Source organism: Pantoea sp. MT58 (genome assembly GCF_014495885.1).
Taxonomy (GTDB): Bacteria; Pseudomonadota; Gammaproteobacteria; order Enterobacterales; family Enterobacteriaceae; genus Pantoea; species Pantoea eucalypti.
Map to the genome: position 1 here is coordinate 78,032 of NZ_CP061083.1, position 23,880 is coordinate 101,911.

Genomic DNA, 23,880 nt, shown 5'->3' on the forward strand with positions numbered 1-23,880 from the left:
GCTATGCAACCTTTACTGCAACTCGACGGCATTGAAAAATCCTTTCCGGGTGTGAAAGCCCTCAAGGGTGCATCGCTGAATGTTCGGGCAGGACGCGTGATGGCGCTGGTGGGCGAGAATGGCGCAGGCAAGTCCACCATGATGAAAGTGCTGACCGGGATCTATCAATATGATGCCGGTACGCTGCGCTGGCTCGGCAAAGAGACCCGTTTCAGTGGACCGAAAGCGTCTCAGGAAGCGGGCATTGGCATCATCCATCAGGAACTGAACCTGATCCCTCAGTTAACCGTGGCGGAGAATATCTTTCTCGGTCGCGAATATGTAGGTCGTTTTGGCCGTATTCAGTGGCCGCGTATGTATGCCGAAGCGGATGCGCTGCTTAAACGTCTTAATCTGCGCTTCAACAGCCACAAGCTGGTCGGGGATCTGTCGATTGGCGATCAGCAAATGGTCGAAATCGCCAAAGTCCTGAGCTTCGAATCACAGGTCATCATTATGGATGAACCGACCGATGCGCTGACCGATACCGAGACGCTGTCTCTATTCCGCGTGATCAACGAACTGAAAGCGCAGGGCTGCGGCATCGTCTATATCTCGCATCGCATGAAAGAGATCTTTGAGATCTGCGATGACGTCACGGTGTTCCGCGACGGCCAGTTTATTGCTGAACGTCCGGTCAGCGAGCTGACCGAAGAGAGCCTCATCGAGATGATGGTCGGACGTAAGCTGGAAGATCAATATCCTCATATCGATCAGGCGCCAGGCGATGTGCGACTGAAAGTGGAGAACGTGAGCGGACCAGGTGTAGAGAACGTCAGCTTCAGCCTGCGCAAAGGTGAAATCCTCGGCGTTTCTGGCCTGATGGGTGCGGGGCGTACCGAACTGATGAAGGTGCTGTACGGCGCATTGCCGCGTCGCGAAGGCAATCTGTGGCTCAATGGCCGGGAAGTCGTGACGCGTTCTCCGCAGGATGGACTGGCGAATGGCATCGTCTATATCTCCGAAGATCGTAAGCGTGATGGCCTGGTGTTGGGCATGTCAGTAAAAGAGAACATGTCTCTGACGGCCTTGCGCTATTTCAGTCACGGCAGCGGCACGCTGAAACATGCAGCAGAGCAGCTGGCGGTGGGCGATTTTATCCGTCTGTTCAATGTTAAAACGCCGTCTATGGAGCAGCCGATTGGCCTGCTTTCGGGCGGCAACCAGCAGAAAGTGGCGATTGCCCGCGGTCTGATGACCCGGCCCAACGTGCTGATTCTGGATGAACCGACACGCGGTGTGGATGTCGGTGCGAAGAAAGAGATCTACCAACTGATTAACCAGTTTAAAGCCGAAGGGCTGAGCATCATCCTGGTCTCCTCGGAAATGCCGGAAGTGCTGGGCATGAGCGATCGGATTCTGGTGATGCATGAAGGCCGTATCAGCGGCGAATTTACCCGAGAAGAGGCCACTCAGGAAAGCCTGATGGCAGCCGCCGTAGGCAAGCAACACAGCGAGGATTTAGTGGTATGACGACCCAAACTTTACCGGCCAGCCGTCGCTGGTTTAGCAAAAGCTGGCTGCTGGAACAGAAGTCACTGATTGCGCTGATGGTGCTGATCGCCGTGGTGGCCAGCCAGAGTCCGAACTTCTTTACCGTGGCGAACCTGTTCAACATTCTGCAGCAGACCTCGGTTAACGCCATTATGGCCGTCGGGATGACGCTGGTGATCCTGACCTCAGGCATTGACCTCTCTGTGGGTTCTTTGCTGGCCCTGACGGGCGCAGTGGGTGCATCGCTGGTGGGCATGGAAGTCAATGCGCTGGTCGCGGTGGCGGCTTCGCTGGCACTGGGCGCGGCAATCGGTGGCCTGACCGGCACCATTGTGGCACGCGGCAAGGTACAGGCCTTTATCGCCACGCTGGTCATGATGTTATTGCTGCGCGGTGTGACCATGGTCTACACCGACGGCAGCCCGATTAACACCGGCTTCAGTGCCAATGCCGATCTGCTGGGCTGGTTTGGTATTGGTCGCCCACTGGGTATCCCTGCGCCGGTCTGGCTGATGGCGCTGGTCTTTATTGCCGCATGGTACATGCTGCAACACACCCGCCTGGGCCGCTATATCTATGCACTGGGTGGTAATGAAGCGGCAACGCGTCTCTCTGGCATCAATGTGAATCGCGTCAAAATTATCGTCTATTCACTGAGTGGCATGCTGGCTGCGCTGGCGGGCACCATTGAAGTGGCGCGTCTCTCTTCGGCACAGCCAACAGCGGGCACCGGCTATGAACTGGATGCAATTGCTGCGGTCGTGCTGGGTGGAACCAGCCTGGCCGGCGGTAAAGGCCGTATTTTCGGCACCCTGATTGGCGCGCTGATTCTCGGCTTCCTGAACAATGGCCTGAACCTGATGGGCGTCTCTTCCTACTACCAGATGATCGTTAAAGCGGTAGTCATCCTGCTGGCGGTGCTGGTGGATAATAAAAGCAGTAAATAACTCTGACCTTACACAGGATAACAAGATGAAAAAGTTAACCGCACTGGCCATGATCCTCGGCGCAACGCTCAGTACCAGCGCTATGGCAAAAGATACCATCGCGCTGGTGGTCTCAACCCTGAACAACCCGTTCTTTGTTTCGCTGAAAGAGGGTGCACAGAAAGAAGCCGATAAACTGGGCTACAACCTGGTGGTGCTGGATTCACAGAATAACCCGGCGAAAGAGCTGGCGAACGTGCAGGATCTGACCGTTCGCGGCACGAAGCTGCTGCTGATCAACCCGACCGACTCTGATGCCGTGGGTAACGCCGTGAAGATGGCTAACCAGGCGAAGATTCCGGTTATCACCCTGGATCGTGTTGCAGCTCAGGGCACCGTTGTCAGCCATGTCGCTTCTGACAACCGCTTCGGCGGCAAAATGGCCGGTGACTTTATCGCCAAAAAAGTGGGCGAAAACGCCAAAATTATCGAACTGCAGGGCATTGCCGGCACATCTGCTGCCCGTGAACGTGGCGAAGGCTTCAAACAGGCCGCTGATGCGCATAAATTCCAGATCCTCGCCAGCCAGCCTGCTGACTTTGACCGTACTAAAGGTCTGAACGTGATGCAGAACCTGCTGCAGGCACACCCGGATGTTCAGGCGGTATTCGCGCAGAACGACGAAATGGCACTGGGTGCACTGCGTGCACTGCAGACCGCCGGAAAAACTGGTGTGATCGTGGTGGGCTTTGACGGCACGGCTGATGGCGTTAAAGCGGTAGAAGCTGGCAAACTGTCTGCGACTGTGGCACAGATGCCAGAAAAAATTGGCATGATCGGCGTGGATACCGCTGATAAAGTGCTGAAGGGTGAAAAAGTGCAGGCGGTCAATCCGGTCGACCTGAAGCTGGTCACTCAATAACTCAAAGAAAAGCAGGGCACCGCGCCACCCTCCCGGTGGCGCACTTATTCCGGACTCCCCTAATGAGCAAAAACGCAAAACTGGCCGTTCTTGGCAGCATCAACGCTGACCACATCCTTAATCTGGCGCACTTTCCTCGTCCCGGTGAAACGGTGATCGGGCAGAATTATCAGATTGCGTTTGGCGGTAAAGGTGCAAATCAGGCGGTAGCCGCTGGTCGTGCCGGTGCCGATATCGCATTTATCGCCTGTGTGGGCGCTGACGACATGGGTAAACGTATTCGTGAGCAGCTTACGCAGGACAATATTGATACCACGCCAGTCGAGGTGGTCGAGGGCGAGTCGACCGGTGTGGCAATGATTTTCGTCAACGGTGACGGTGAGAACAACATTGGCATTTACTCTGGTGCCAATGCGGCGTTAACACCCGATTGCGTGGCGCGTCATCAGCATGTCATCGCCGATGCTGATGCACTATTAATGCAGCTGGAATCACCACTGGAAAGCGTACTGGCCGCTGCGACGCTTGCCCGGCAGCATCATACGCAGGTTATCCTCAATCCGGCTCCCGCTACCTCTCTTTCAGATGAACTGCTGGCATTAATCGATATTATTACGCCGAATGAGACCGAAGCCGAGAGCCTGACCGGCATTGCAGTCAACAGCGATGAAGATGCGGCACGCGCTGCGGAAGTGCTGCATGCCAAAGGCATCGGCACGGTACTGATTACGCTTGGTCGCCGCGGCGTCTGGCTGAGCGAGCGGGGAGAAGGTCAGCGTATTGCAGGCTTCAGTGTTAAAGCTATCGACACCATCGCGGCGGGTGACACCTTTAACGGTGCCTTTATTACCGCGCGACTGGAGCAGAAGCCAATGTACGACGCGGTGCGATTTGCCCATGCCGCCGCCGCTATTGCCGTTACGCGACCGGGTGCACAGCCCTCCGTGCCGTGGCGCACGGAGATCGATGATTTTTTGCAGCAGCAGGGCTAAGCATTTGAGCACCATGAAAGATGTTGCTCGCCTGGCGGGCGTCTCTACCTCAACTGTCTCGCACGTGATCAATAACAATCGCTTTGTCAGTGATGGCGTGCGCGAAAAAGTTGAGCAGGCGATACGTCATCTCAACTATGCCCCTTCTGCGCTGGCACGCAGTCTGAAAATTAATCAGACCCACACCATCGGTATGCTGCTGACCACCAGTAGTAACCCCTTTTATGCCGAAGTGGTGCGCGGTGTGGAGGAGAGCTGCTATCAGCGTGGCTATAGCCTGATTCTCTGTAACACGGCGGGTGACGAGGAGCGAATGAATCGCAGCCTGGAAACGCTGATGCAGAAGCGTGTCGATGGTTTGCTGATGATGTGCACTGAAAGTCACCTGCCTTCGGCAGATATTCTGAACCGTTATCCTTCTATACCTACGGTGATGATGGACTGGGCACCCTTTGAAGGCCGCGGTGACATTATTCAGGATAACGCGCTGCTGGGCGGCGAACTGGCTACTCAGCATCTCATAGACTGCGGTTATACCCGTATAGCCTGTATCGCCGGTCCACAGGATAAAACCCCTGCGCGTATGCGCCTGGAAGGTTATCGCAACGCCATGACAAAGAGTGGCCTGGAGATTCTGCCCGGCTATGTGGTGAATGGTGATTTTGAATTTCAGGGGGGCTACAACGGGATGGTCGAACTGCTGGCGCTGGAAACGCCGCCAGAAGCCGTCTTTACCAGTAACGATGCAATGGCGGTCGGCGTTTATCACGCGCTCTATCAGGCCGGGATGCGGATTCCGCAGCAGATGGCGGTGATGGGATATGACGATATTGAACTGGCGCGTTATCTCACTCCACCATTGAGTACCATCCATCAGCCGAAAGATGCGCTGGGTGAACTGGCGATAGACACCTTAATTCATCGTCTCAGCGATCCCGACGCCAGTCAGCAAACGCTGGTGCTGACGCCGGAACTGGTGGTGCGGGGGTCGGTTTAGCGCTTTTTCTTCTTGTCACGATTGCTGATCAGATTACGTCCATCCCCGTTTTTCAGCAGCATAAAGGTCAGCGCCGAAAGTACGGTAACGATACCCATAGTCAGAAACGTGGCATGGAACTGTGAAATGGTGCTGGTTTCAAACTCCTGATAAAAGCGCAGCACCGCAGCGCTGACGGCCACACCAAAACTGATCGCTAATTGCTGCGTTACTGCCAGCACGCTATTTCCGCCGCTGGCGTTATCATCATTCAGGTCGGCCAGCGTAATGGTGTTCATGGCGGTGAATTGCGTAGACATCGCCATGCCGAGAATAAACAGTGGAAGCAATAGTACGAAGATACTTTCAGCGGGTGACTGCAGGGAGAAGCTGGCGATCAGGATGCCAATAATGGCGGTAATGCCGACCAGCAGACGGCGGTAGCCCAGCCAGCGCAGGAGTTGTGTCACCGTCGACTTCGCCAGAATCGAACCCAGGGCGGTTGGCGCCATCATGCAGCCTGCAATAATCGCGGAAAAGCCAAATCCAACCTGTAACATAAGCGGCATCAGAAAGGGCACACAGCCGGTGCCGAGACGAGAGGCAATGTTGCCGACGATGCCGACTGAGAAGGTCCGGGTTTTAAACATCGGCAGGTTGATCAGCGGTGAAGGGTGATTTCGGGCATGCACTATATAGAGGAGTAAAAGCACGATCCCGCTGAGTAATATCCCGCCGGCCAGCCAGGCAGAAACAATCCGCTCACCGAACAGCTCAATCCCAATCGAGATCATCACGAGTCCAGCCCCGAATAATATGAAGCCGAAAAAGTCGAAGCGGCGCTTAGGTGTGGTGAAGTCCGGCATATATTTGCGTGCGTAGATAATGCCGAGAATGCCAATCGGGATATTAATCAGGAAGATCCAGTGCCAGGTGGCGTAAGTGACGAGTACGCCACCCAGCATCGGGCCCAGTATCGGCCCGACTAAACCTGGCATGGTCACAAAGTTGAGTACCGGCAGCAGTTCACTGCGTGGATAGGCACGTAACAGTGCCAGTCGCGCGACCGGCATCATCATTGCGCCACCGACGCCCTGTACGATGCGCGACATGACCAGCACCGAAAGCGTCGGTGAGAGTGCACAAGCCAGTGAGCCAAGGGTGAACAGCGATACCGCCACAATAAACACTTTGCGCGTGCCGAAGCGATCGGCGAGCCAGCCGCTGACCGGAATCAGCATAGCGACAGTCAGGGTGTAACTGATGACGGCGGATTGCATGGCAAGGGGAGAACGGTCGAGGCTGGTGGCGATAGCGGGCAGGGCAGTGTTCAGTATGGTGGCGTCGAGTGACTGCATGAAAAAGGCCATAGCAGCTATCCATGGCAAACCAGCCATGCTGCGCGCGGATTTTATCATTGAGTGTCCTTCCTGGGGTTATCCTGCGAGAAGAAGCAAAATAATAGCACCCGCAATCGGCAACGGCAGGTCTCTTTACAACGTTTCGTTGCCACTTTTGTGCGTTATTCGGCCATGAAACGTCTCTTTTTAAGCCGTTCGTTTAAAAAAGAGGCGCTCAGTAAATTAATTCGAAGAAACACTTGTCAGCCTGAGGAAACTCCCTATAATGCGCCTCCATCGACACGGAACACCGGCAACGGGAAGCGGGTTGAGAGGCACAGGGGACTGCGCCGCCGGAGAAAAACTTCTGAAATAGAGGTTGACTCTGCAGGAGGAAAGCGTAATATACGCCACCTCGCGACAGGACGCTAACGCACTGTTCGCGCTGCTCTTTAACAATTTATCAGACAATCTGTGTGGGCACTCGCAGGATTGATATCAGCGTCTCCGGACGCAACAAAATATCAAAGCCTCACGAGTGAACACATAATGAAATTCATTATGACGTTTTACAGATGAGCACCGCTTAACTTGTTTAAGCAAATCAAACTTAAATTGAAGAGTTTGATCATGGCTCAGATTGAACGCTGGCGGCAGGCCTAACACATGCAAGTCGGACGGTAGCACAGAGAGCTTGCTCTTGGGTGACGAGTGGCGGACGGGTGAGTAATGTCTGGGGATCTGCCCGATAGAGGGGGATAACCACTGGAAACGGTGGCTAATACCGCATAACGTCGCAAGACCAAAGAGGGGGACCTTCGGGCCTCTCACTATCGGATGAACCCAGATGGGATTAGCTAGTAGGCGGGGTAATGGCCCACCTAGGCGACGATCCCTAGCTGGTCTGAGAGGATGACCAGCCACACTGGAACTGAGACACGGTCCAGACTCCTACGGGAGGCAGCAGTGGGGAATATTGCACAATGGGCGCAAGCCTGATGCAGCCATGCCGCGTGTATGAAGAAGGCCTTCGGGTTGTAAAGTACTTTCAGCGGGGAGGAAGGCGGTGAGGTTAATAACCTTACCGATTGACGTTACCCGCAGAAGAAGCACCGGCTAACTCCGTGCCAGCAGCCGCGGTAATACGGAGGGTGCAAGCGTTAATCGGAATTACTGGGCGTAAAGCGCACGCAGGCGGTCTGTTAAGTCAGATGTGAAATCCCCGGGCTTAACCTGGGAACTGCATTTGAAACTGGCAGGCTTGAGTCTTGTAGAGGGGGGTAGAATTCCAGGTGTAGCGGTGAAATGCGTAGAGATCTGGAGGAATACCGGTGGCGAAGGCGGCCCCCTGGACAAAGACTGACGCTCAGGTGCGAAAGCGTGGGGAGCAAACAGGATTAGATACCCTGGTAGTCCACGCCGTAAACGATGTCGACTTGGAGGTTGTTCCCTTGAGGAGTGGCTTCCGGAGCTAACGCGTTAAGTCGACCGCCTGGGGAGTACGGCCGCAAGGTTAAAACTCAAATGAATTGACGGGGGCCCGCACAAGCGGTGGAGCATGTGGTTTAATTCGATGCAACGCGAAGAACCTTACCTACTCTTGACATCCACGGAATTCGGCAGAGATGCCTTAGTGCCTTCGGGAACCGTGAGACAGGTGCTGCATGGCTGTCGTCAGCTCGTGTTGTGAAATGTTGGGTTAAGTCCCGCAACGAGCGCAACCCTTATCCTTTGTTGCCAGCGCGTGATGGCGGGAACTCAAAGGAGACTGCCGGTGATAAACCGGAGGAAGGTGGGGATGACGTCAAGTCATCATGGCCCTTACGAGTAGGGCTACACACGTGCTACAATGGCGCATACAAAGAGAAGCGACCTCGCGAGAGCAAGCGGACCTCACAAAGTGCGTCGTAGTCCGGATCGGAGTCTGCAACTCGACTCCGTGAAGTCGGAATCGCTAGTAATCGTGGATCAGAATGCCACGGTGAATACGTTCCCGGGCCTTGTACACACCGCCCGTCACACCATGGGAGTGGGTTGCAAAAGAAGTAGGTAGCTTAACCTTCGGGAGGGCGCTTACCACTTTGTGATTCATGACTGGGGTGAAGTCGTAACAAGGTAACCGTAGGGGAACCTGCGGTTGGATCACCTCCTTACCTGAAGATACCTTCCCGCGCAGTGTCCACACAGATTGTCTGATAAAAAGTAATGAGCAGGACGGCTGCGAAGTCGTGACACTATCGTGTCCCCTTCGTCTAGCGGTTAGGACTCCGCCCTTTCACGGCGGCAACAGGGGTTCGAATCCCCTAGGGGACGCCACCTGCTTGGTGACAGGTGAAAGGTGTCTCCATACAGTATCTCAAAACCGTTCTGGTTGCGTAAGCAGCCGTGGCGCGTTTGAGATATTTGCTCTTTAACAATCCGGAACAAGCTGAAAATTGAAACGACGTGTCGTTTTCATTCTCCGTAATAAGAATGAAAAGCGCGACATGTTCGAGTCTCTCAAATGCTTGCAGCTCGCAGCGTTGTAAAACGCCTGTGGGTTGTGAGGTTAAGCGACTAAGCGTACACGGTGGATGCCCAGGCAGTCAGAGGCGATGAAGGACGTGCTAATCTGCGTAAAGCGACGGTAAGGTGATATGAACCGCTACAGCCGTCGATGTCCGAATGGGGAAACCCGGTGCACTCTGTGCATCATTGCAGCATGAATACATAGTGCTGCAAGGCGAACCGGGGGAACTGAAACATCTAAGTACCCCGAGGAAAAGAAATCAACCGAGATTCCCCCAGTAGCGGCGAGCGAACGGGGAGCAGCCCAGAGCCTGAATCAGCATGTGTGTTAGTGGAAGCGTCTGGAAAGTCGCAGGGTACAGGGTGATACTCCCGTACACAAAAGCACACGTGCTGTGAGCTCGATGAGTAAGGCGGGACACGTGGTATCCTGTCTGAATATGGGGGGACCATCCTCCAAGGCTAAATACTCCTGACTGACCGATAGTGAACCAGTACCGTGAGGGAAAGGCGAAAAGAACCCCGGCGAGGGGAGTGAAACAGAACCTGAAACCGTGTACGTACAAGCAGTGGGAGCCTTCTTTATGGGGGTGACTGCGTACCTTTTGTATAATGGGTCAGCGACTTATATTCTGTAGCAAGGTTAACCGTATAGGGGAGCCGCAGGGAAACCGAGTCTTAACTGGGCGTTAAGTTGCAGGGTATAGACCCGAAACCCGGTGATCTAGCCATGGGCAGGTTGAAGGTTGGGTAACACTAACTGGAGGACCGAACCGACTAATGTTGAAAAATTAGCGGATGACCTGTGGCTGGGGGTGAAAGGCCAATCAAACCGGGAGATAGCTGGTTCTCCCCGAAAGCTATTTAGGTAGCGCCTCGTGAACTCATCCTCGGGGGTAGAGCACTGTTTCGGCTAGGGGGCCATCCCGGCTTACCAACCCGATGCAAACTGCGAATACCGAGGAATGTTATCACGGGAGACACACGGCGGGTGCTAACGTCCGTCGTGAAGAGGGAAACAACCCAGACCGCCAGCTAAGGTCCCAAAGTCATGGTTAAGTGGGAAACGATGTGGGAAGGCACAGACAGCCAGGATGTTGGCTTAGAAGCAGCCATCATTTAAAGAAAGCGTAATAGCTCACTGGTCGAGTCGGCCTGCGCGGAAGATGTAACGGGGCTAAACCATGCACCGAAGCTGCGGCAGCGACACTATGTGTTGTTGGGTAGGGGAGCGTTCTGTAAGCCGTCGAAGGTGTGCTGTGAGGCATGCTGGAGGTATCAGAAGTGCGAATGCTGACATAAGTAACGATAAAGCGGGTGAAAAGCCCGCTCGCCGGAAGACCAAGGGTTCCTGTTCAACGTTAATCGGAGCAGGGTGAGTCGACCCCTAAGGCGAGGCCGAAAGGCGTAGTCGATGGGAAACAGGTTAATATTCCTGTACTCGGTGTTACTGCGAAGGGGGGACGGAGAAGGCTATATCAGCCGGGCGACGGTTGTCCCGGTTTAAGCGTGTAGGCGGAGGGTCCAGGTAAATCCGGTCCCTTATCAACGCTGAGGCGTGACGACGAGGCACTACGGTGCTGAAGTGATAAATGCCCAGCTTCCAGGAAAAGCCTCTAAGCATCAGGTAACACAGAATCGTACCCCAAACCGACACAGGTGGTCAGGTAGAGAATACCAAGGCGCTTGAGAGAACTCGGGTGAAGGAACTAGGCAAAATGGTGCCGTAACTTCGGGAGAAGGCACGCTGGCGCGTAGGTGGAGGGATTTACTCCCCGAGCCGAAGCCAGTCGAAGATACCAGCTGGCTGCAACTGTTTATTAAAAACACAGCACTGTGCAAACACGAAAGTGGACGTATACGGTGTGACGCCTGCCCGGTGCCGGAAGGTTAATTGATGGGGTTATCCGCAAGGAGAAGCTCTTGATCGAAGCCCCGGTAAACGGCGGCCGTAACTATAACGGTCCTAAGGTAGCGAAATTCCTTGTCGGGTAAGTTCCGACCTGCACGAATGGCGTAATGATGGCCAGGCTGTCTCCACCCGAGACTCAGTGAAATTGAACTCGCTGTGAAGATGCAGTGTACCCGCGGCAAGACGGAAAGACCCCGTGAACCTTTACTACAGCTTGACACTGAACATTGAGCCTTGATGTGTAGGATAGGTGGGAGGCTTTGAAGCGCGGACGCCAGTTCGCGTGGAGCCAACCTTGAAATACCACCCTTTAATGTTTGATGTTCTAACGTAGGCCCGTGATCCGGGCTGCGGACAGTGTCTGGTGGGTAGTTTGACTGGGGCGGTCTCCTCCTAAAGAGTAACGGAGGAGCACGAAGGTCAGCTAATCACGGTCGGACATCGTGAGGTTAGTGCAATGGCATAAGCTGGCTTGACTGCGAGAGTGACGGCTCGAGCAGGTGCGAAAGCAGGTCATAGTGATCCGGTGGTTCTGAATGGAAGGGCCATCGCTCAACGGATAAAAGGTACTCCGGGGATAACAGGCTGATACCGCCCAAGAGTTCATATCGACGGCGGTGTTTGGCACCTCGATGTCGGCTCATCACATCCTGGGGCTGAAGTAGGTCCCAAGGGTACGGCTGTTCGCCGTTTAAAGTGGTACGCGAGCTGGGTTTAGAACGTCGTGAGACAGTTCGGTCCCTATCTGCCGTGGGCGCTGGAGAATTGAGGGGGGTTGCTCCTAGTACGAGAGGACCGGAGTGAACGCACCACTGGTGTTCGGGTTGTCATGCCAATGGCATTGCCCGGTAGCTAAGTGCGGAAAAGATAAGTGCTGAAAGCATCTAAGCACGAAACTTGCCCCGAGATGAGTTCTCCCTGACTCCTTGAGAGTCCTGAAGGGACGTTGAAGACTACGACGTTGATAGGCCGGGTGTGTAAGCGCAGCGATGCGTTGAGCTAACCGGTACTAATGACCCGTGAGGCTTAACCTTACAACGCCAGAGGCGTTTTTGAGAGACACGATTTTCAGCCTGTACCGGATAATAATCTGCGCGGCCTTCACGGGCGGCGCGGAGAACAGAATCTGCCTGGCGGCTTTAGCGCGGTGGTCCCACCTGACCCCATGCCGAACTCAGAAGTGAAACGCCGTAGCGCCGATGGTAGTGTGGGGTCTCCCCATGCGAGAGTAGGGAACTGCCAGGCATTATATAAGTGAAGAAGCCCCGCACGAAAGTGCGGGGCTTTTTTACGTCTGCAGATCGTGAAAAACACGCTGAATTTACCGGCTTCAGCACTTTCCCATCCAATCCACAATGAAATCTGCAACGCTATTTGGGCAATTTATATCCAAAACCGGCACGTGCAGGGCCAGTTTCTGGTCGCTGGCGACAGCGATCACATGCTCATCAAGCAGTTCATCAATTCCGCCCTTGATCCCTGCACGCCATAAAATAATTTTAGGTACGGATTCCTCTTTAAAGCCCTCAACCAGTACGATCTCCAGCGCAGAGTGATCCATACGGCTGAGCAGATAAGGCAGATCAATCGACGGCTTTTCCGGTGTTTCACACATCAATGCCCATCGCTCCGAACTGGCCACCATCACCTGATGGGCACCCGCTTTTCTGAGCAGATAGCTATCTTTACCTGGCGTGTCCACATCCATCTGATGATGTGTGTGCTTAATCAGCCCGGCACGAATCCCTTTACTGCTGAGAATCGGTATCACCTGCTGTAACAGCGTCGTTTTACCGGTTCCACTCCAGCCCGCAATCGCAAGTAAGGGTAAGGACATATCAACCTCTCTCATTGAGATCATCGGGCGTATTAATATTGCGAAAGGCAGACTCATCGTCAGTCAGAAGTACTGCATGACCACCGTGATCGCGCAGGAAGTGCATAAGACGTCGTTCACCAGCCTGCAGATAGGCATAAAGAGGTGCAGCCATATCACGATGAATCAGAGCCAGTGTGGGGTGATCGCGCGACTGTGAGCGAACCCAGACGGCTGGCGCGTCTCCACGTTGCTCAACCAGTTTTTCCACGACGTTAAGCGGCACTGCAGGTGTATCACAGGAGCAAAAAGCGGCCCATTCACCGTCAATGGCGATCAACGCACTGTAGATACCGGCCAGTGGACCCGGATAATCATAAAAAACATCCTGAACAACCCTACACCCGCTTAACTGATAGCGATCAATATTGCGATTGGCATTAATCATGACAATGTCCACTTGTGGCCTGAGCCGTTCAAGCACATGCTGATAAAGTGGCCTGCCATTCAGGTGCACTAATCCTTTGTCCTGACCACCCATGCGGCGGCCCTGACCACCGGCCAGAATGACGCCGGTTAATATTGTCATGAGAGTGTCCTCGCTAATGACGCACTGTGAATACGGGAGAATCCTGAATGAAATGCCATCGTTTAAACGAGCTGATCGCGTTGCTGCAACCCGCCTGGCAAAAAGAACCTGACCTTAATCTGGTCACATTTTTGCAGAAACTGGCTCAGGAATCTGGATTCCGTGGCCCGTTAAGTGAATTAACCGACGATGTATTAATTTACCATCTTAAAATGCGTGACTCTGCCAGCGATGATGAAATTCCCGGCCTTAAAAAAGACTATGAAGTTGATTTCAAAACAGCACTGCTCCGCGCACGGGGTGTCATTAAACAGGACGAGTAGTGTTATCCTTGGCAGTTAAATGTAAGGGTGACTACAGGTAACATGATGAGCGACGCTGCTTTTAACTTCCAGACCTTGAATCCCGATGTGCTGCTTGATGCGCTTTGGGAGACAGGAATTCGCGTCGAGTCGGGTCTGACAGCCCTGAACAGCTATGAGAACCGGGTTTATCAGTTCAGCGATGATGAAAAACGACGCTATGTAGCGAAGTTTTATCGTCCACAGCGCTGGCGTGCCGAACAGATTGCTGAAGAGCATCAGTATGCACTCGATCTGCTGGCTGACGAGGTGCCCATCGCAGCACCACTGCGGTTAAAGGGTGAAACACTGCACAGCCACGCTGGCTTCTTCTTTGCCGTCTTTCCCAGCCTGGGCGGACGACAATATGAGACAGACAATGAAGACCAGATGGAATGGGTAGGCCGCTTCCTGGGGCGCATTCATCAGACCGGGCGCAAAACGTTATTCGGCAATCGACCGACCATAGGCCTGGATGAATATCTGCATGAACCCCGTCAGGTTCTGGAACAATCACTCTTAGTGCCTGCATCACTTAAGGCCGCACTGCTGCAGGCGCTTGATAAGCTGGGCAATACGCTGCAGCAACGGTGGCACACTACGTGGCAGCCGCTACGATTACATGGCGACTGCCATCCGGGTAATATTCTGTGGCGTGACGGACCGCTGTTTGTCGATCTGGATGATGCCCGTAATGGCCCGGCAGTACAGGATCTGTGGATGCTGATTAGCGGCGATCGACAGGAACAGCGTATTCAGTGGGATATTCTGCTGGAGGCTTACAGTGAATTCAGTGATTTTGATATTAATGAATTGTCACTGATTGAGCCTTTACGCGCTATGCGCATGGTTTATTATCTGGCCTGGGTTGTCCGACGCTGGCAGGATCCCGCTTTTCCTCGCGCTTTCCCCTGGATGACAGATGAAGATTTCTGGCGCAGGCAAATTTCACTCTTTACCGAGCAGGAGAAGCTGTTGCAGGAACCTCCTCTGCAGCTGACACCGCAATATTAATGACGTAGTCAGGAGAATTTTTCACGATGAAAAAAATTTGGTTTGCTCTGATGGGTTTAGTGCTGGCATTCAGCGCGTCCGCTGCCCAGTTCACTGAAGGTAAACAATATGTCAGTCTGCCGAAACCCGTGGCCGGCGAACCTCAGGTGATGGAGTTCTTCTCCTTCTTCTGCCCGCACTGCTATCAGTTTGAACGTATTTATCACGTCAATGACGCGGTGAAAAAGAATCTGCCTGCTGACACTAAACTGGTGAAATACCACGTCGATTTCCTTGGTGGCGATCTGGGACCGGTTGTGACCCAGGCCTGGGCTGTGGCGATGGCGCTGGGCGTTGAAGATAAGGTGACAGTACCGATCTTTGATGGCATCCAGAAAACACAGACCATCACCGATCCTGCCAGTCTGAAAGAGACGTTTGTCAAAGCGGCCGGTATCTCCGCTGCTGACTATGATGCTGCATGGAACAGCTTCGCCGTAAAAGCGCTGGTTGCACAACAGCAGAAAGCGGCTGCGGATGTTGATCTGCGCGGTGTACCAGCGATGTTCGTTAATGGCAAATATATGGTGAACAACGGCGGGCTTGATACCAGCTCTATGGACAATTTCGTTGCTGACTACGCGAACGTGGTTAAATTCCTTGTAAGCCAGAAGTAACAGGCTTTGTCATCTCATTCAACGCCAGCTCAGCTGGCGTTTTTTTATGCTATTGAACAGAGACATAAATTTTGTCCATCTCCAGGGCATAAATTTAATATCCACACAAGGGATCACATAATTAAAATTGCCGATCGGGTCACGGAAATTAAATAAGTCTATGAAATAGATGGTTTTTATTTGAGGTTTAATCATTTAAGATCCTGAAAAACAGCGCGTTATAATTTTTACGCACAAAGTTATCCACAGAATGATCGTTGCGATCTTATCTCCAGAACCGTCAAAAACGCGACATATCCTACGCCTTAGTTCACCCTTTCTGCCAGGTTGTGGCATCCTTATAGACCAACCCATAGCAACGAAGACAACACAGACTTATGGCGCAAATAGCAGAAAATCCCCTCATTCTGGTTGATGGCTCATCCTATCTTTATCGCGCGTATCACGCGTTTCCGCCGCTGACCAATAGTGCAGGTGAACCCACTGGTGCCATGTACGGTGTGCTCAACATGCTGAAAAGCCTGCTGGCGCAATACAATCCGAGTCATGTTGCTGTGGTGTTTGATGCCAAAGGCAAAACGTTCCGGGACGAGCTGTTTGAACACTACAAGTCTCATCGTCCACCGATGCCTGATGACTTACGTGCGCAAATCGAGCCGTTGCATGAGATGGTACGGGCGATGGGGCTGCCGTTACTGGCGGTGAGCGGCGTTGAAGCTGATGATGTCATCGGTACGCTGGCGCTGGAAGCAGAGAAAAAAGGCCTCTCAGTGCTGATTAGCACCGGCGACAAAGATATGGCGCAACTGGTCACCCCAGCTATCACGCTGATAAATACCATGAGCAACACCATTCTGGGCCCGGAAGAGGTTGAGCAAAAATATGGTGTGCCGCCCGCCTTAATCATCGATTTTCTGGCCATGATGGGCGACAGCTCAGATAACATCCCAGGCGTGCCGGGTGTGGGTGAAAAAACCGCGCAGGCTCTGCTGCAGGGACTGGGCAGCATGCAGACGATCTATGACAATCTGGACAAGGTGGCCGATCTCGGCTTTCGGGGTGCCAAAACCATGGCGACCAAACTTGAGCAGAATCGTGATGTAGCGTTTCTTTCCTATCAGCTGGCGACCATCAAGACGGACGTTGAGCTGGCGCTGCCCTGTGAAGAGCTCAACGTTACTGAACCTGATGTCGAGGCACTGCAGACCCTGTTCAGTCGCTATGAGTTCAAACGCTGGCTGAGTGACCTGCAGGACGGTAAATGGCTGCAGAGCAAGAAGAACAATACTCAGGCGCAAAAAGCGTTGTCTGATGAGCCAGCTGTGGTCGTTGAAACCAGCAGCGTATTGCCGAGCGAAGGTTATGTCACAATCCTGGATCAGGAACACTTTGATAGCTGGCTGGAGAAGCTGAAAAACAGCGAAGTGTTTGCCTTTGATCTGGAGACCGACGCGCTGGATACCCTGAGCGCTAACATCGTGGGTATCAGCTTCGCAGTAGCGCCCGGTGAAGCCGCCTATCTGCCGGTTGCTCATGACTATCTTGATGCGCCTGATCAACTGGATCGTGCAGCCGTTCTGGCACAGCTCAAGCCTCTGCTTGAGGATGAAAACGCCTGGAAAGTGGGCCAGAACCTGAAATACGATCGTGGCGTACTGAAGAACTACGATATTGAACTGGCCGGTATCAAATTCGACGCCATGCTTGAGTCCTATATTCTCAACAGCGTGGTGGGTAAACATGACATGGATAGCCTGGCCGCTCGCTGGCTTAACCATAAAACGGTCACCTTCCAGGAGATCGCCGGTAAAGGCAAAAATCAGCTGACGTTCAATCAAATCGCGTTAGAGCAGGCCGCTCATTATGCTGCCGAAGATGCCGATGTGACTCTGCAGTTGCATCTGAAGATGTGGCCAGAGCTGGAGAAAGAAGCGGGCCCGAAAAAAGTGTTCGAACAGATTGAGATGCCGTTACTGACCGTCATCTCCCGGATAGAACGCAATGGCGTGCTAATCGATCAATCGATCCTGGCGCAACACTCCAAAGAGCTGACTGCCCGACTGGCTGAGCTTGAGTTGAAAGCGCATGAGCTGGCGGGAGAGCCTTTTAACCTCTCATCCACTAAGCAGCTTCAGGTGATCCTGTTTGAAAAACAGGGCATTAAACCTACAAAGAAAACACCAGGCGGTGCGCCGTCAACCAGCGAAGAGGTGTTAGCTGAGCTGGCACTCGACTATCCACTTCCAAAAGTGATCCTGGAGCATCGCGGTTTATCCAAACTTAAGTCGACTTATACGGATAAATTACCGCTGATGATTAATCCGATAAGCGGGCGCGTGCATACCTCTTATCATCAGGCTGTTACCGCTACCGGACGCTTATCTTCTGCCGATCCGAATCTGCAAAACATCCCGGTGCGTAATGACGAAGGACGCCGGATCCGCCAGGCATTTGTCGCGGCCAAAGGCCATCGCATTGTGGCGGCAGACTATTCACAAATTGAACTGCGTATCATGGCGCATCTCTCTCAGGATAAAGGATTGCTGGACGCGTTTGCCCAGGGCGAAGATATTCACCGTGCCACGGCATCCGAAGTGTTTGGTGTGGCGCTGGATAAGGTCAGCGGCGAACAGCGTCGCAGTGCCAAAGCGATCAACTTTGGTCTGATTTATGGTATGAGCGCCTTTGGCCTGTCGCGTCAGCTGAATATCGGTGCGGGCGAAGCGAAAAAGTATATGGATCTCTACTTTGAACGTTATCCGGGCGTACTGCGCTATATGGAGAACACCCGTCAGCTGGCGGCGAGTAACGGCTATGTTGAAACGCTGGAAGGTCGTCGGCTGTGGCTGCCAGATATTAAATCCAGCAACGCCATTCGCCGGAAAGCCGCAGAACGCGCCGCGATCAATGCGCCAATGCAGGGAACCGCAGCAGATATTATCAAGCGGGCAATGATTGCGGTGGATGAATGGCTTGAACAGCAAAACGACAATGCCGTCAGAATGATCATGCAGGTTCACGATGAACTGGTATTCGAAGTGAAAGCGGAGGCCGTTGAAGAGGCCAGCCAGAAAATCCGTGCGCTAATGGAAGGTAGCGTGCAGCTCGACGTGCCTTTACTGGTTGAAGTCGGAGTGGGTAATAACTGGGATGAAGCCCACTGATTCAGCGTCTGAGGCCGGTTCCGTAAAATGGAATTGGCCTGTCATCAGGCATAAGTAAATCGTTTAGTTAACGGGCTCAGCGCGGTCAATGCTGGTACTGAGATAAAGCGTTTTTCTAACTGCTTATCGGCTAAACACTTTTTCCGTCATTTAACTACATTGCAACGTTGTTTTTGTGACGCACGTGGTAAAAAAAGCCTTGTTTGATGTAAGTAAGCAACAAAAAAGCCTTTGTCACGCACAGAAAATCAGGTAAAGTTCGTCGCGTAGGGTACAGAGGTAAGATGTTCTATCTTTCAGACCTTTTACTTCACGTAATCGGATTTGGCTGAATTTAGCCGCCCCAGTCATTCTGTGACTGGGGCGTTTTTTATTGGGCTTTTTGCACCGCCGGTTTCAGCGGCACAGGGCTGCCACTCACTCTTCCGCGTCCTGATTCACCTCTGCCGGTTCAAACGTTGTGAACCAGCTGTCCAGTTTCTGACGAACCTTATCTACGCCGATTTTCTTTAGCGATGAGAAAAGTTCTACCTGCACATCACCCACAAATTCGAGTGCAGCTTCACGCACAACATTAAGCTGTGCTTTACGCGCACCTGAGGCGAGCTTGTCTGCCTTGGTGAGGAGCAACAGCACCGGAATGCCGCTTTCAACGGACCAGTTAATCATCTGTCGATCGAGATCTTTCAGCGGATGACGGATATCCATCAGGATCACCAGGCCTTTCAGCGCCTGACGTTTTTGCAGGTATTCACCTAACGCACGCTGCCACTTCAGCTTCATCTCTTCCGGGACTTCGGCATAACCGTAACCGGGCAGGTCGACCAGACGCTTACCTTCTTTCACTTCAAACAGGTTAATCAGCTGCGTACGTCCCGGCGTTTTACTGGTACGCGCCAGACCCTTCTGATTGGTTAACGTATTCAGCGCACTCGATTTTCCCGCGTTCGAGCGGCCAGCAAAAGCCACTTCAATTCCGGTATCGGCAGGCAGATGGCGGATATCCGGCGCGCTCATGACAAAGTGGGTAACGTGATAATTCAATTCAGACAAGGTGACACTCCAGAAAACGCATTAAGGCAATGCGGCCGATTATACGCGTTATGGCGCGAAAGTGCTCAACCGCGTCTGATTAGTCAGATTTGTAAGAGATTTGCCATTACCACTGCGAGTTATTTCGCTTTTTACTTTAATTACTAAAAATAAAAAATCTTATTATTTAATATCTTATCTAGAATGGTTCTTTTTTTGAACTAACTATTTGTGGCGCTGACTTGAGGCTTTTACCAGATGGTCTACATTATTGTGCAGTGCACGGCAGCACCCATCAGGATGATGCGCTCAGGGATACCAGGAGGGTAGAGAGCGATGGAGTGGAAATGAGTCAGGGATACGCTCAGACAGGGATAAGGAAAAGCTCAGGAGTTGAGCAGGCGCGGGATTGACCGGGATGTTAGGAGCCGAAAAGGATTTAAAACATGATTCCTTCTTATGAAGGTATGAAATAAGGCGACAGCTTGAGCTGTCGCCTTTTTTCTTTGTCTGGTTTCTGCTAGATTTCGCCGCAATTGTATACTGAATAAAAAAAGCCGGGACCGAATACTATGAAGCAACCTGCACGAGCTGTTCACGGCAAACCTGCCGCCAAAGCCAAACGCAAATCGCGTGATGATATCAACAACGAAGCACGCGATCGCAAACGTGATAAAAAGCATCGTGGACATGCTTCTGGCAGCCGTGCTAATCCAGCGGCGTCCGATAGCAATGGCGGGAGTCAGGCTAATAACGTGAAAGATCCGCGCATCGGCAGTAAAAAGCCGGTGGCCCTGATCGCTGACGGAAAAACCGCAGCCGTTAAGCCAAAGAAAAGCGTGGAAAAACCTGCAGCTGAGAAAAAAGCACGCCTGACGCCAGAAGAAGAGCTGGCGAAGCTGGAAAATGATGAGCGTCTTGATGCGCTGCTGGATCGACTGGAAAATGGCGAAACCCTGTCGGCTGAAGATCAGGGCTGGCTGGATGCCTCGCTGGACCGTATCGACGAACTGATGGAGCAGTTAGGCATTGTGATGGATGATGCTGAAGATGAGCAGGCTGAAGAAGATATGTACCGTCTGCTGAAGGGCAACTAAGCAAATTTGATCGGCATGCGGTCTCCGCATGCCGCGCTTATCAGGTAAACGACAATGTTTTGGCCTGGATCAATTTTCGCGCTGCTGGCGACATGTTATCTGCTGTGGTTATTGTTTAAACTACGACGCCTGTCGCGACTGAAGCAACGTTTACGTCGGGTCTCAACCCGCTCACCTTTCATCTCCTCTTCTTCGCGACCTTCTCTCAGACGCCGTCACCGGAAGGAGTGAGCATGCCATCGCAGCAGATTGAGTGGGATCAGGCGTTAATTGAAAAGTACAATTACGCTGGCCCGCGTTATACCTCTTATCCCACCGCGCTGGAGTTCAGCGAGCAGTACGCGGAAACTGATTTCCAGCGTGCCGTCGCGCGTTATCCTGATCGTCCGCTGTCGCTCTATGTTCATATTCCCTTCTGCCATCGTCTCTGCTACTTCTGCGGCTGCAATAAGATCGTGACGCGTCAGCGCCACAAAGCGGACCGCTATCTGGACGTGCTTGAGCAGGAAATCATTCAGCGCGCGCCGCTGTTTCGCGAGCGTAAAGTCACGCAGCTTCACTGGGGCGGCGGCACGCCAACCTTTCTCGATAATACGCAGATTTCACGGCTGGTGGGTTTACTGAAGCAGCACTTCAGCGTGGCTGAGGACGCCGAAATGTCGATCGAGGTTGATCCGCGGGAAATTGAGCTGGATGTGATTGATCACCTGCGATCGCTGGGGTTCAATCGTCTGAGCATGGGCGTACAGGATTTTAATAAATCGGTGCAGGAACGGGTTAATCGGGTGCAGGATGAAGAGGTGATTTTCGGCCTGATGGCGCGCGCCCGTGAGCAGGGCTTCAGCTCTGTCAGCATCGATCTGATCTATGGCTTACCCCTGCAAACGCCCGCCAGCTTTGCCTGGACGCTGGAGCGGGTACTGGCACTGAGCCCGGACCGGCTTAGTGTATTTAACTATGCGCATCTGCCAGCGATGTTCGCGGCGCAGCGTAAAATTAAAGAGGATGAACTGCCTTCCGCGCAGCAAAAGCTGGATATCCTGCAACAGACCATTGCGACGCTGACTCAGCAGGGCTACCAGTTTATCGGGATGGATCACTTTGCAAAGCCGCAGGATGAGCTGGCCATCGCGCAGCGTGAAGGGCAGTTGCATCGCAATTTCCAGGGATACACGACGCAGGGCGACAGTGACTTACTGGGGCTTGGCGTCTCAGCCATCAGCATGACTGGCGACAGTTATGCGCAGAATCAGAAAGACCTCAACACCTGGTATGCATGTGTGGAACAGCAGGGAAATGGCCTGTGGCGCGGCATCGCCTTAACCGACGATGATTGCCTGCGGCGTGACGTGATTAAAACGCTGATTTGTAACTTCTCGCTGGATTTTGCCGCGACTGAAGCGCGATGGGGCATTCGCTTTAGCGACTATTTTGCTGAGGACATGGCGCTGCTGAAACCGTTAATTGCTGACGGGCTGGTGGTACAAACTGCTAAAGGGCTTGAGGTGACCGGCATTGGCCGGTTACTGATCCGCAATATCTGCATGTGCTTTGATCGCTATCTGCGTCAGAAAGTGCGTCAGCAGCAATTCTCCCGCGTTATATGACGAAACGGGCTGGCATGACATGCCAGCCCGCACCGAAACGCTTATTCCATGCCAAGCTCTTTCAGCTTGCGTGTCAGCGTGTTTCGTCCCCAGCCCAGCAAACGAGCGGCTTCCTGTTTGTGGCCTTGCGTATGACGCAGCGCAGTGGTGAGCAGCGTTCGCTCCATCTCCGGTTGTGCTTCCGACAGCAGATTCTGATGACCGGAACGCAGTGCGCGGTCGGCCCACTGTGCCAGCAGCGTTGCCCAACTGTCAGGCAGCGACTGCACCGGATTTTCCGGGGTGCTGGACTCAAACAGTTCGCTGGGCAGATCCTGAATCAGCACTTCCTGACCCGCAGCCATGACCGTCAGCCAGCGACAGGTGTTTTCCAGCTGACGTACGTTACCGGACCAGTGCAGCCGGGTTAAGGCTGTTTCGGTTTCCGGGTGCAGAATCTTCGCTTCCACACCCAGCTCACGAGCCGCCACCTGCAGGAAATAACGCGCCAGACGTGGGATATCCTCACGACGCTCACGCAGCGGCGGCAGATGCACACGAATCACATTCAGGCGGTGGAACAGGTCCTCACGGAACTTGCCTTCCTGCACACGCAATTCCAGGTTCTGGTGGGTTGCCGCAATAATACGCACATCCACTTTGACGGGTGCATAACCACCGACGCGATAGAACTGACCATCGGCCAGCACGCGCAGCAGTCGGGTCTGCACATCCAGCGGCATATCACCGATCTCATCCAGAAACAGCGTGCCGCCATCCGCCTGCTCAAAACGGCCCTGACGGATCTGGTTCGCGCCGGTAAAGGCCCCTTTCTCGTGACCAAACAGCTCTGACTCAATCAAATCTTTGGGTATTGCAGCCATGTTCAGTGCGATAAAGGGCGCTTTGGTGCGTGGGCTGTGGCGATGTAGCGCATGGGCCACCAGCTCTTTACCGGTTCCGGACTCACCGTTAATCAGCACGCTTATCGAAGAGCGCGATAAGCGCCCGATGATACGAAACACATCCTGCATCGCAGGCGCTTCACCAATAATATCGGTAGTTGGTCCGCTGACCGGCTGATTACGTGGCTGCTGCTGTTCCTGGTAGTGGCTGATCGCTCGCTCTACCAGTGCAACGGCTTCGTCGATATCAAACGGCTTAGGCAGGTAATCAAATGCGCCCTGCTGATAGGCGCTGACGGCAGCATCCAGATCCGAATGCGCCGTCATTATGATGACCGGAAGCATGGGATGACGCTGTTTAATCTGCTTCAGTAGCGCCAGGCCATCCATACCGGGCATGCGAATGTCTGACAGTAAAACGTCCGGGGTCTTGGTTGAGAGGGCATCCAGCACCTCGCTTGCGCTGTCAAAAGTCGCGCAGCTCAAACCGGCTCCAGTGAGCGCGCGTTCAAGCACCCAGCGGATGGAGCTATCGTCATCGACGATCCAGACTATCCCTCGTTGCATAGAA

The 23,880-nt window shown here is 53.3% G+C and carries 16 protein-coding genes, 1 tRNA gene and 3 rRNA genes; 15 read left to right on the plus strand and 5 right to left on the minus strand.

All coding sequences use genetic code 11. The features are described from left to right. Window positions 1–3 precede the first annotated feature (3 nt). The 5 genes from rbsA to rbsR all read left to right on the plus strand — a co-directional run bounded on the left by rbsA (window position 4) and on the right by rbsR (window position 5,370). Entirely contained in the window at window positions 4–1,512 is a 1,509-nt protein-coding gene (rbsA, locus tag IAI47_RS00355; protein WP_003849481.1) for a ribose ABC transporter ATP-binding protein RbsA, read from the plus strand. Continuing rightward, window positions 1,509–2,480 carry a ribose ABC transporter permease gene (rbsC, locus tag IAI47_RS00360; RefSeq protein ID WP_003849479.1) on the plus strand — a complete coding sequence of 324 codons (972 nt, stop codon included), beginning with the start codon at window positions 1,509–1,511 and terminating at the stop codon, window positions 2,478–2,480. The genes rbsA and rbsC overlap by 4 nt, the downstream gene beginning before the upstream one ends. Window positions 2,481–2,505: 25 nt before the next feature. Continuing rightward, the gene (gene rbsB / locus IAI47_RS00365; RefSeq protein WP_003849477.1) at window positions 2,506–3,381 is read left to right on the plus strand and encodes a ribose ABC transporter substrate-binding protein RbsB; all 876 of its coding nucleotides are present in this window, start codon (window positions 2,506–2,508) and stop codon (window positions 3,379–3,381) included. A 62-nt stretch (window positions 3,382–3,443) separates the two neighbouring features. Further along, entirely contained in the window at window positions 3,444–4,373 is a 930-nt protein-coding gene (gene rbsK / locus IAI47_RS00370; RefSeq protein ID WP_008926365.1) for a ribokinase, read from the plus strand. Between the two features lie 13 nt (window positions 4,374–4,386). Then, window positions 4,387–5,370: a ribose operon transcriptional repressor RbsR gene (gene rbsR, locus IAI47_RS00375; protein WP_003849474.1), complete on the plus strand. Its 984-nt coding sequence runs from the start codon at window positions 4,387–4,389 to the stop codon at window positions 5,368–5,370. On the opposite strand, the gene mdtD is transcribed toward rbsR, so the two are convergent. After that, window positions 5,367–6,767 (minus strand): multidrug transporter subunit MdtD, encoded by a 1,401-nt coding sequence (gene mdtD / locus IAI47_RS00380; protein WP_003849472.1) that lies wholly within the window; start codon window positions 6,765–6,767, stop codon window positions 5,367–5,369. The two genes, rbsR and mdtD, sit on opposite strands and share 4 nt — an antisense overlap. Window positions 6,768–7,301: 534 nt before the next feature. Here mdtD and IAI47_RS00385 point away from each other — a divergent pair. From IAI47_RS00385 to rrf, 4 genes are all read left to right on the plus strand, one after another. After that, window positions 7,302–8,842: ribosomal RNA gene (locus IAI47_RS00385) — 16S ribosomal RNA — on the plus strand. An 88-nt stretch (window positions 8,843–8,930) separates the two neighbouring features. Next, window positions 8,931–9,005 (plus strand) — tRNA-Glu (locus tag IAI47_RS00390). A 230-nt stretch (window positions 9,006–9,235) separates the two neighbouring features. Beyond that, window positions 9,236–12,143, plus strand: a 23S ribosomal RNA gene (locus IAI47_RS00395). 95 nt (window positions 12,144–12,238) lie between these two features. After that, window positions 12,239–12,354, plus strand: a 5S ribosomal RNA gene (gene rrf, locus IAI47_RS00400). The 16S, 23S and 5S rRNA genes sit together here with 1 tRNA gene alongside, the layout of an rRNA operon. Window positions 12,355–12,439: 85 nt before the next feature. Here the strand turns inward: rrf and mobB are convergent. Beyond that, window positions 12,440–12,946 carry a molybdopterin-guanine dinucleotide biosynthesis protein MobB gene (gene mobB / locus IAI47_RS00405; RefSeq protein ID WP_008926976.1) on the minus strand — a complete coding sequence of 169 codons (507 nt, stop codon included), beginning with the start codon at window positions 12,944–12,946 and terminating at the stop codon, window positions 12,440–12,442. Between the two features lies 1 nt (window position 12,947). Continuing rightward, a complete protein-coding gene (gene mobA / locus IAI47_RS00410) occupies window positions 12,948–13,514 on the minus strand; it encodes a molybdenum cofactor guanylyltransferase MobA (RefSeq protein WP_008926975.1) in 567 nt (188 codons plus the stop codon). 47 nt (window positions 13,515–13,561) lie between these two features. On the opposite strand from mobA, the gene IAI47_RS00415 reads away from it, so the two are divergent. The 4 genes from IAI47_RS00415 to polA all read left to right on the plus strand — a co-directional run bounded on the left by IAI47_RS00415 (window position 13,562) and on the right by polA (window position 18,689). After that, window positions 13,562–13,837, plus strand: coding sequence for a YihD family protein (locus tag IAI47_RS00415; protein WP_003850728.1), 276 nt, complete (start codon window positions 13,562–13,564; stop codon window positions 13,835–13,837). Between the two features lie 45 nt (window positions 13,838–13,882). Then, on the plus strand, window positions 13,883–14,869 hold the full coding sequence (locus IAI47_RS00420) for a serine/threonine protein kinase (RefSeq protein WP_003850729.1): 987 nt from the start codon (window positions 13,883–13,885) through the stop codon (window positions 14,867–14,869). A gap of 26 nt (window positions 14,870–14,895) precedes the next feature. Beyond that, a complete protein-coding gene (gene dsbA, locus IAI47_RS00425; RefSeq protein WP_003850731.1) occupies window positions 14,896–15,525 on the plus strand; it encodes a thiol:disulfide interchange protein DsbA in 630 nt (209 codons plus the stop codon). Window positions 15,526–15,902: 377 nt separating this feature from the next. After that, window positions 15,903–18,689, plus strand: a complete 2,787-nt coding sequence (polA, locus tag IAI47_RS00430) for a DNA polymerase I (RefSeq protein ID WP_008926974.1) — start codon at window positions 15,903–15,905, stop codon at window positions 18,687–18,689. A 417-nt stretch (window positions 18,690–19,106) separates the two neighbouring features. On the opposite strand, the gene yihA is transcribed toward polA, so the two are convergent. Then, window positions 19,107–19,742: a ribosome biogenesis GTP-binding protein YihA/YsxC gene (yihA, locus tag IAI47_RS00435; RefSeq protein WP_003850735.1), complete on the minus strand. Its 636-nt coding sequence runs from the start codon at window positions 19,740–19,742 to the stop codon at window positions 19,107–19,109. Between the two features lie 551 nt (window positions 19,743–20,293). Between yihA and yihI the strand changes: the two genes are divergently transcribed. Next, complete coding sequence (gene yihI / locus IAI47_RS00440) at window positions 20,294–20,818, plus strand: Der GTPase-activating protein YihI (protein WP_003850736.1); 525 nt, start codon at window positions 20,294–20,296, stop codon at window positions 20,816–20,818. Window positions 20,819–21,051: 233 nt separating this feature from the next. Then, a complete protein-coding gene (gene hemN / locus IAI47_RS00445) occupies window positions 21,052–22,425 on the plus strand; it encodes an oxygen-independent coproporphyrinogen III oxidase (RefSeq protein WP_008926973.1) in 1,374 nt (457 codons plus the stop codon). Window positions 22,426–22,466: 41 nt separating this feature from the next. Here the strand turns inward: hemN and glnG are convergent, their stop codons facing one another. Beyond that, a complete protein-coding gene (gene glnG / locus IAI47_RS00450) occupies window positions 22,467–23,876 on the minus strand; it encodes a nitrogen regulation protein NR(I) (RefSeq protein ID WP_008926972.1) in 1,410 nt (469 codons plus the stop codon). Window positions 23,877–23,880 lie beyond the last annotated feature (4 nt).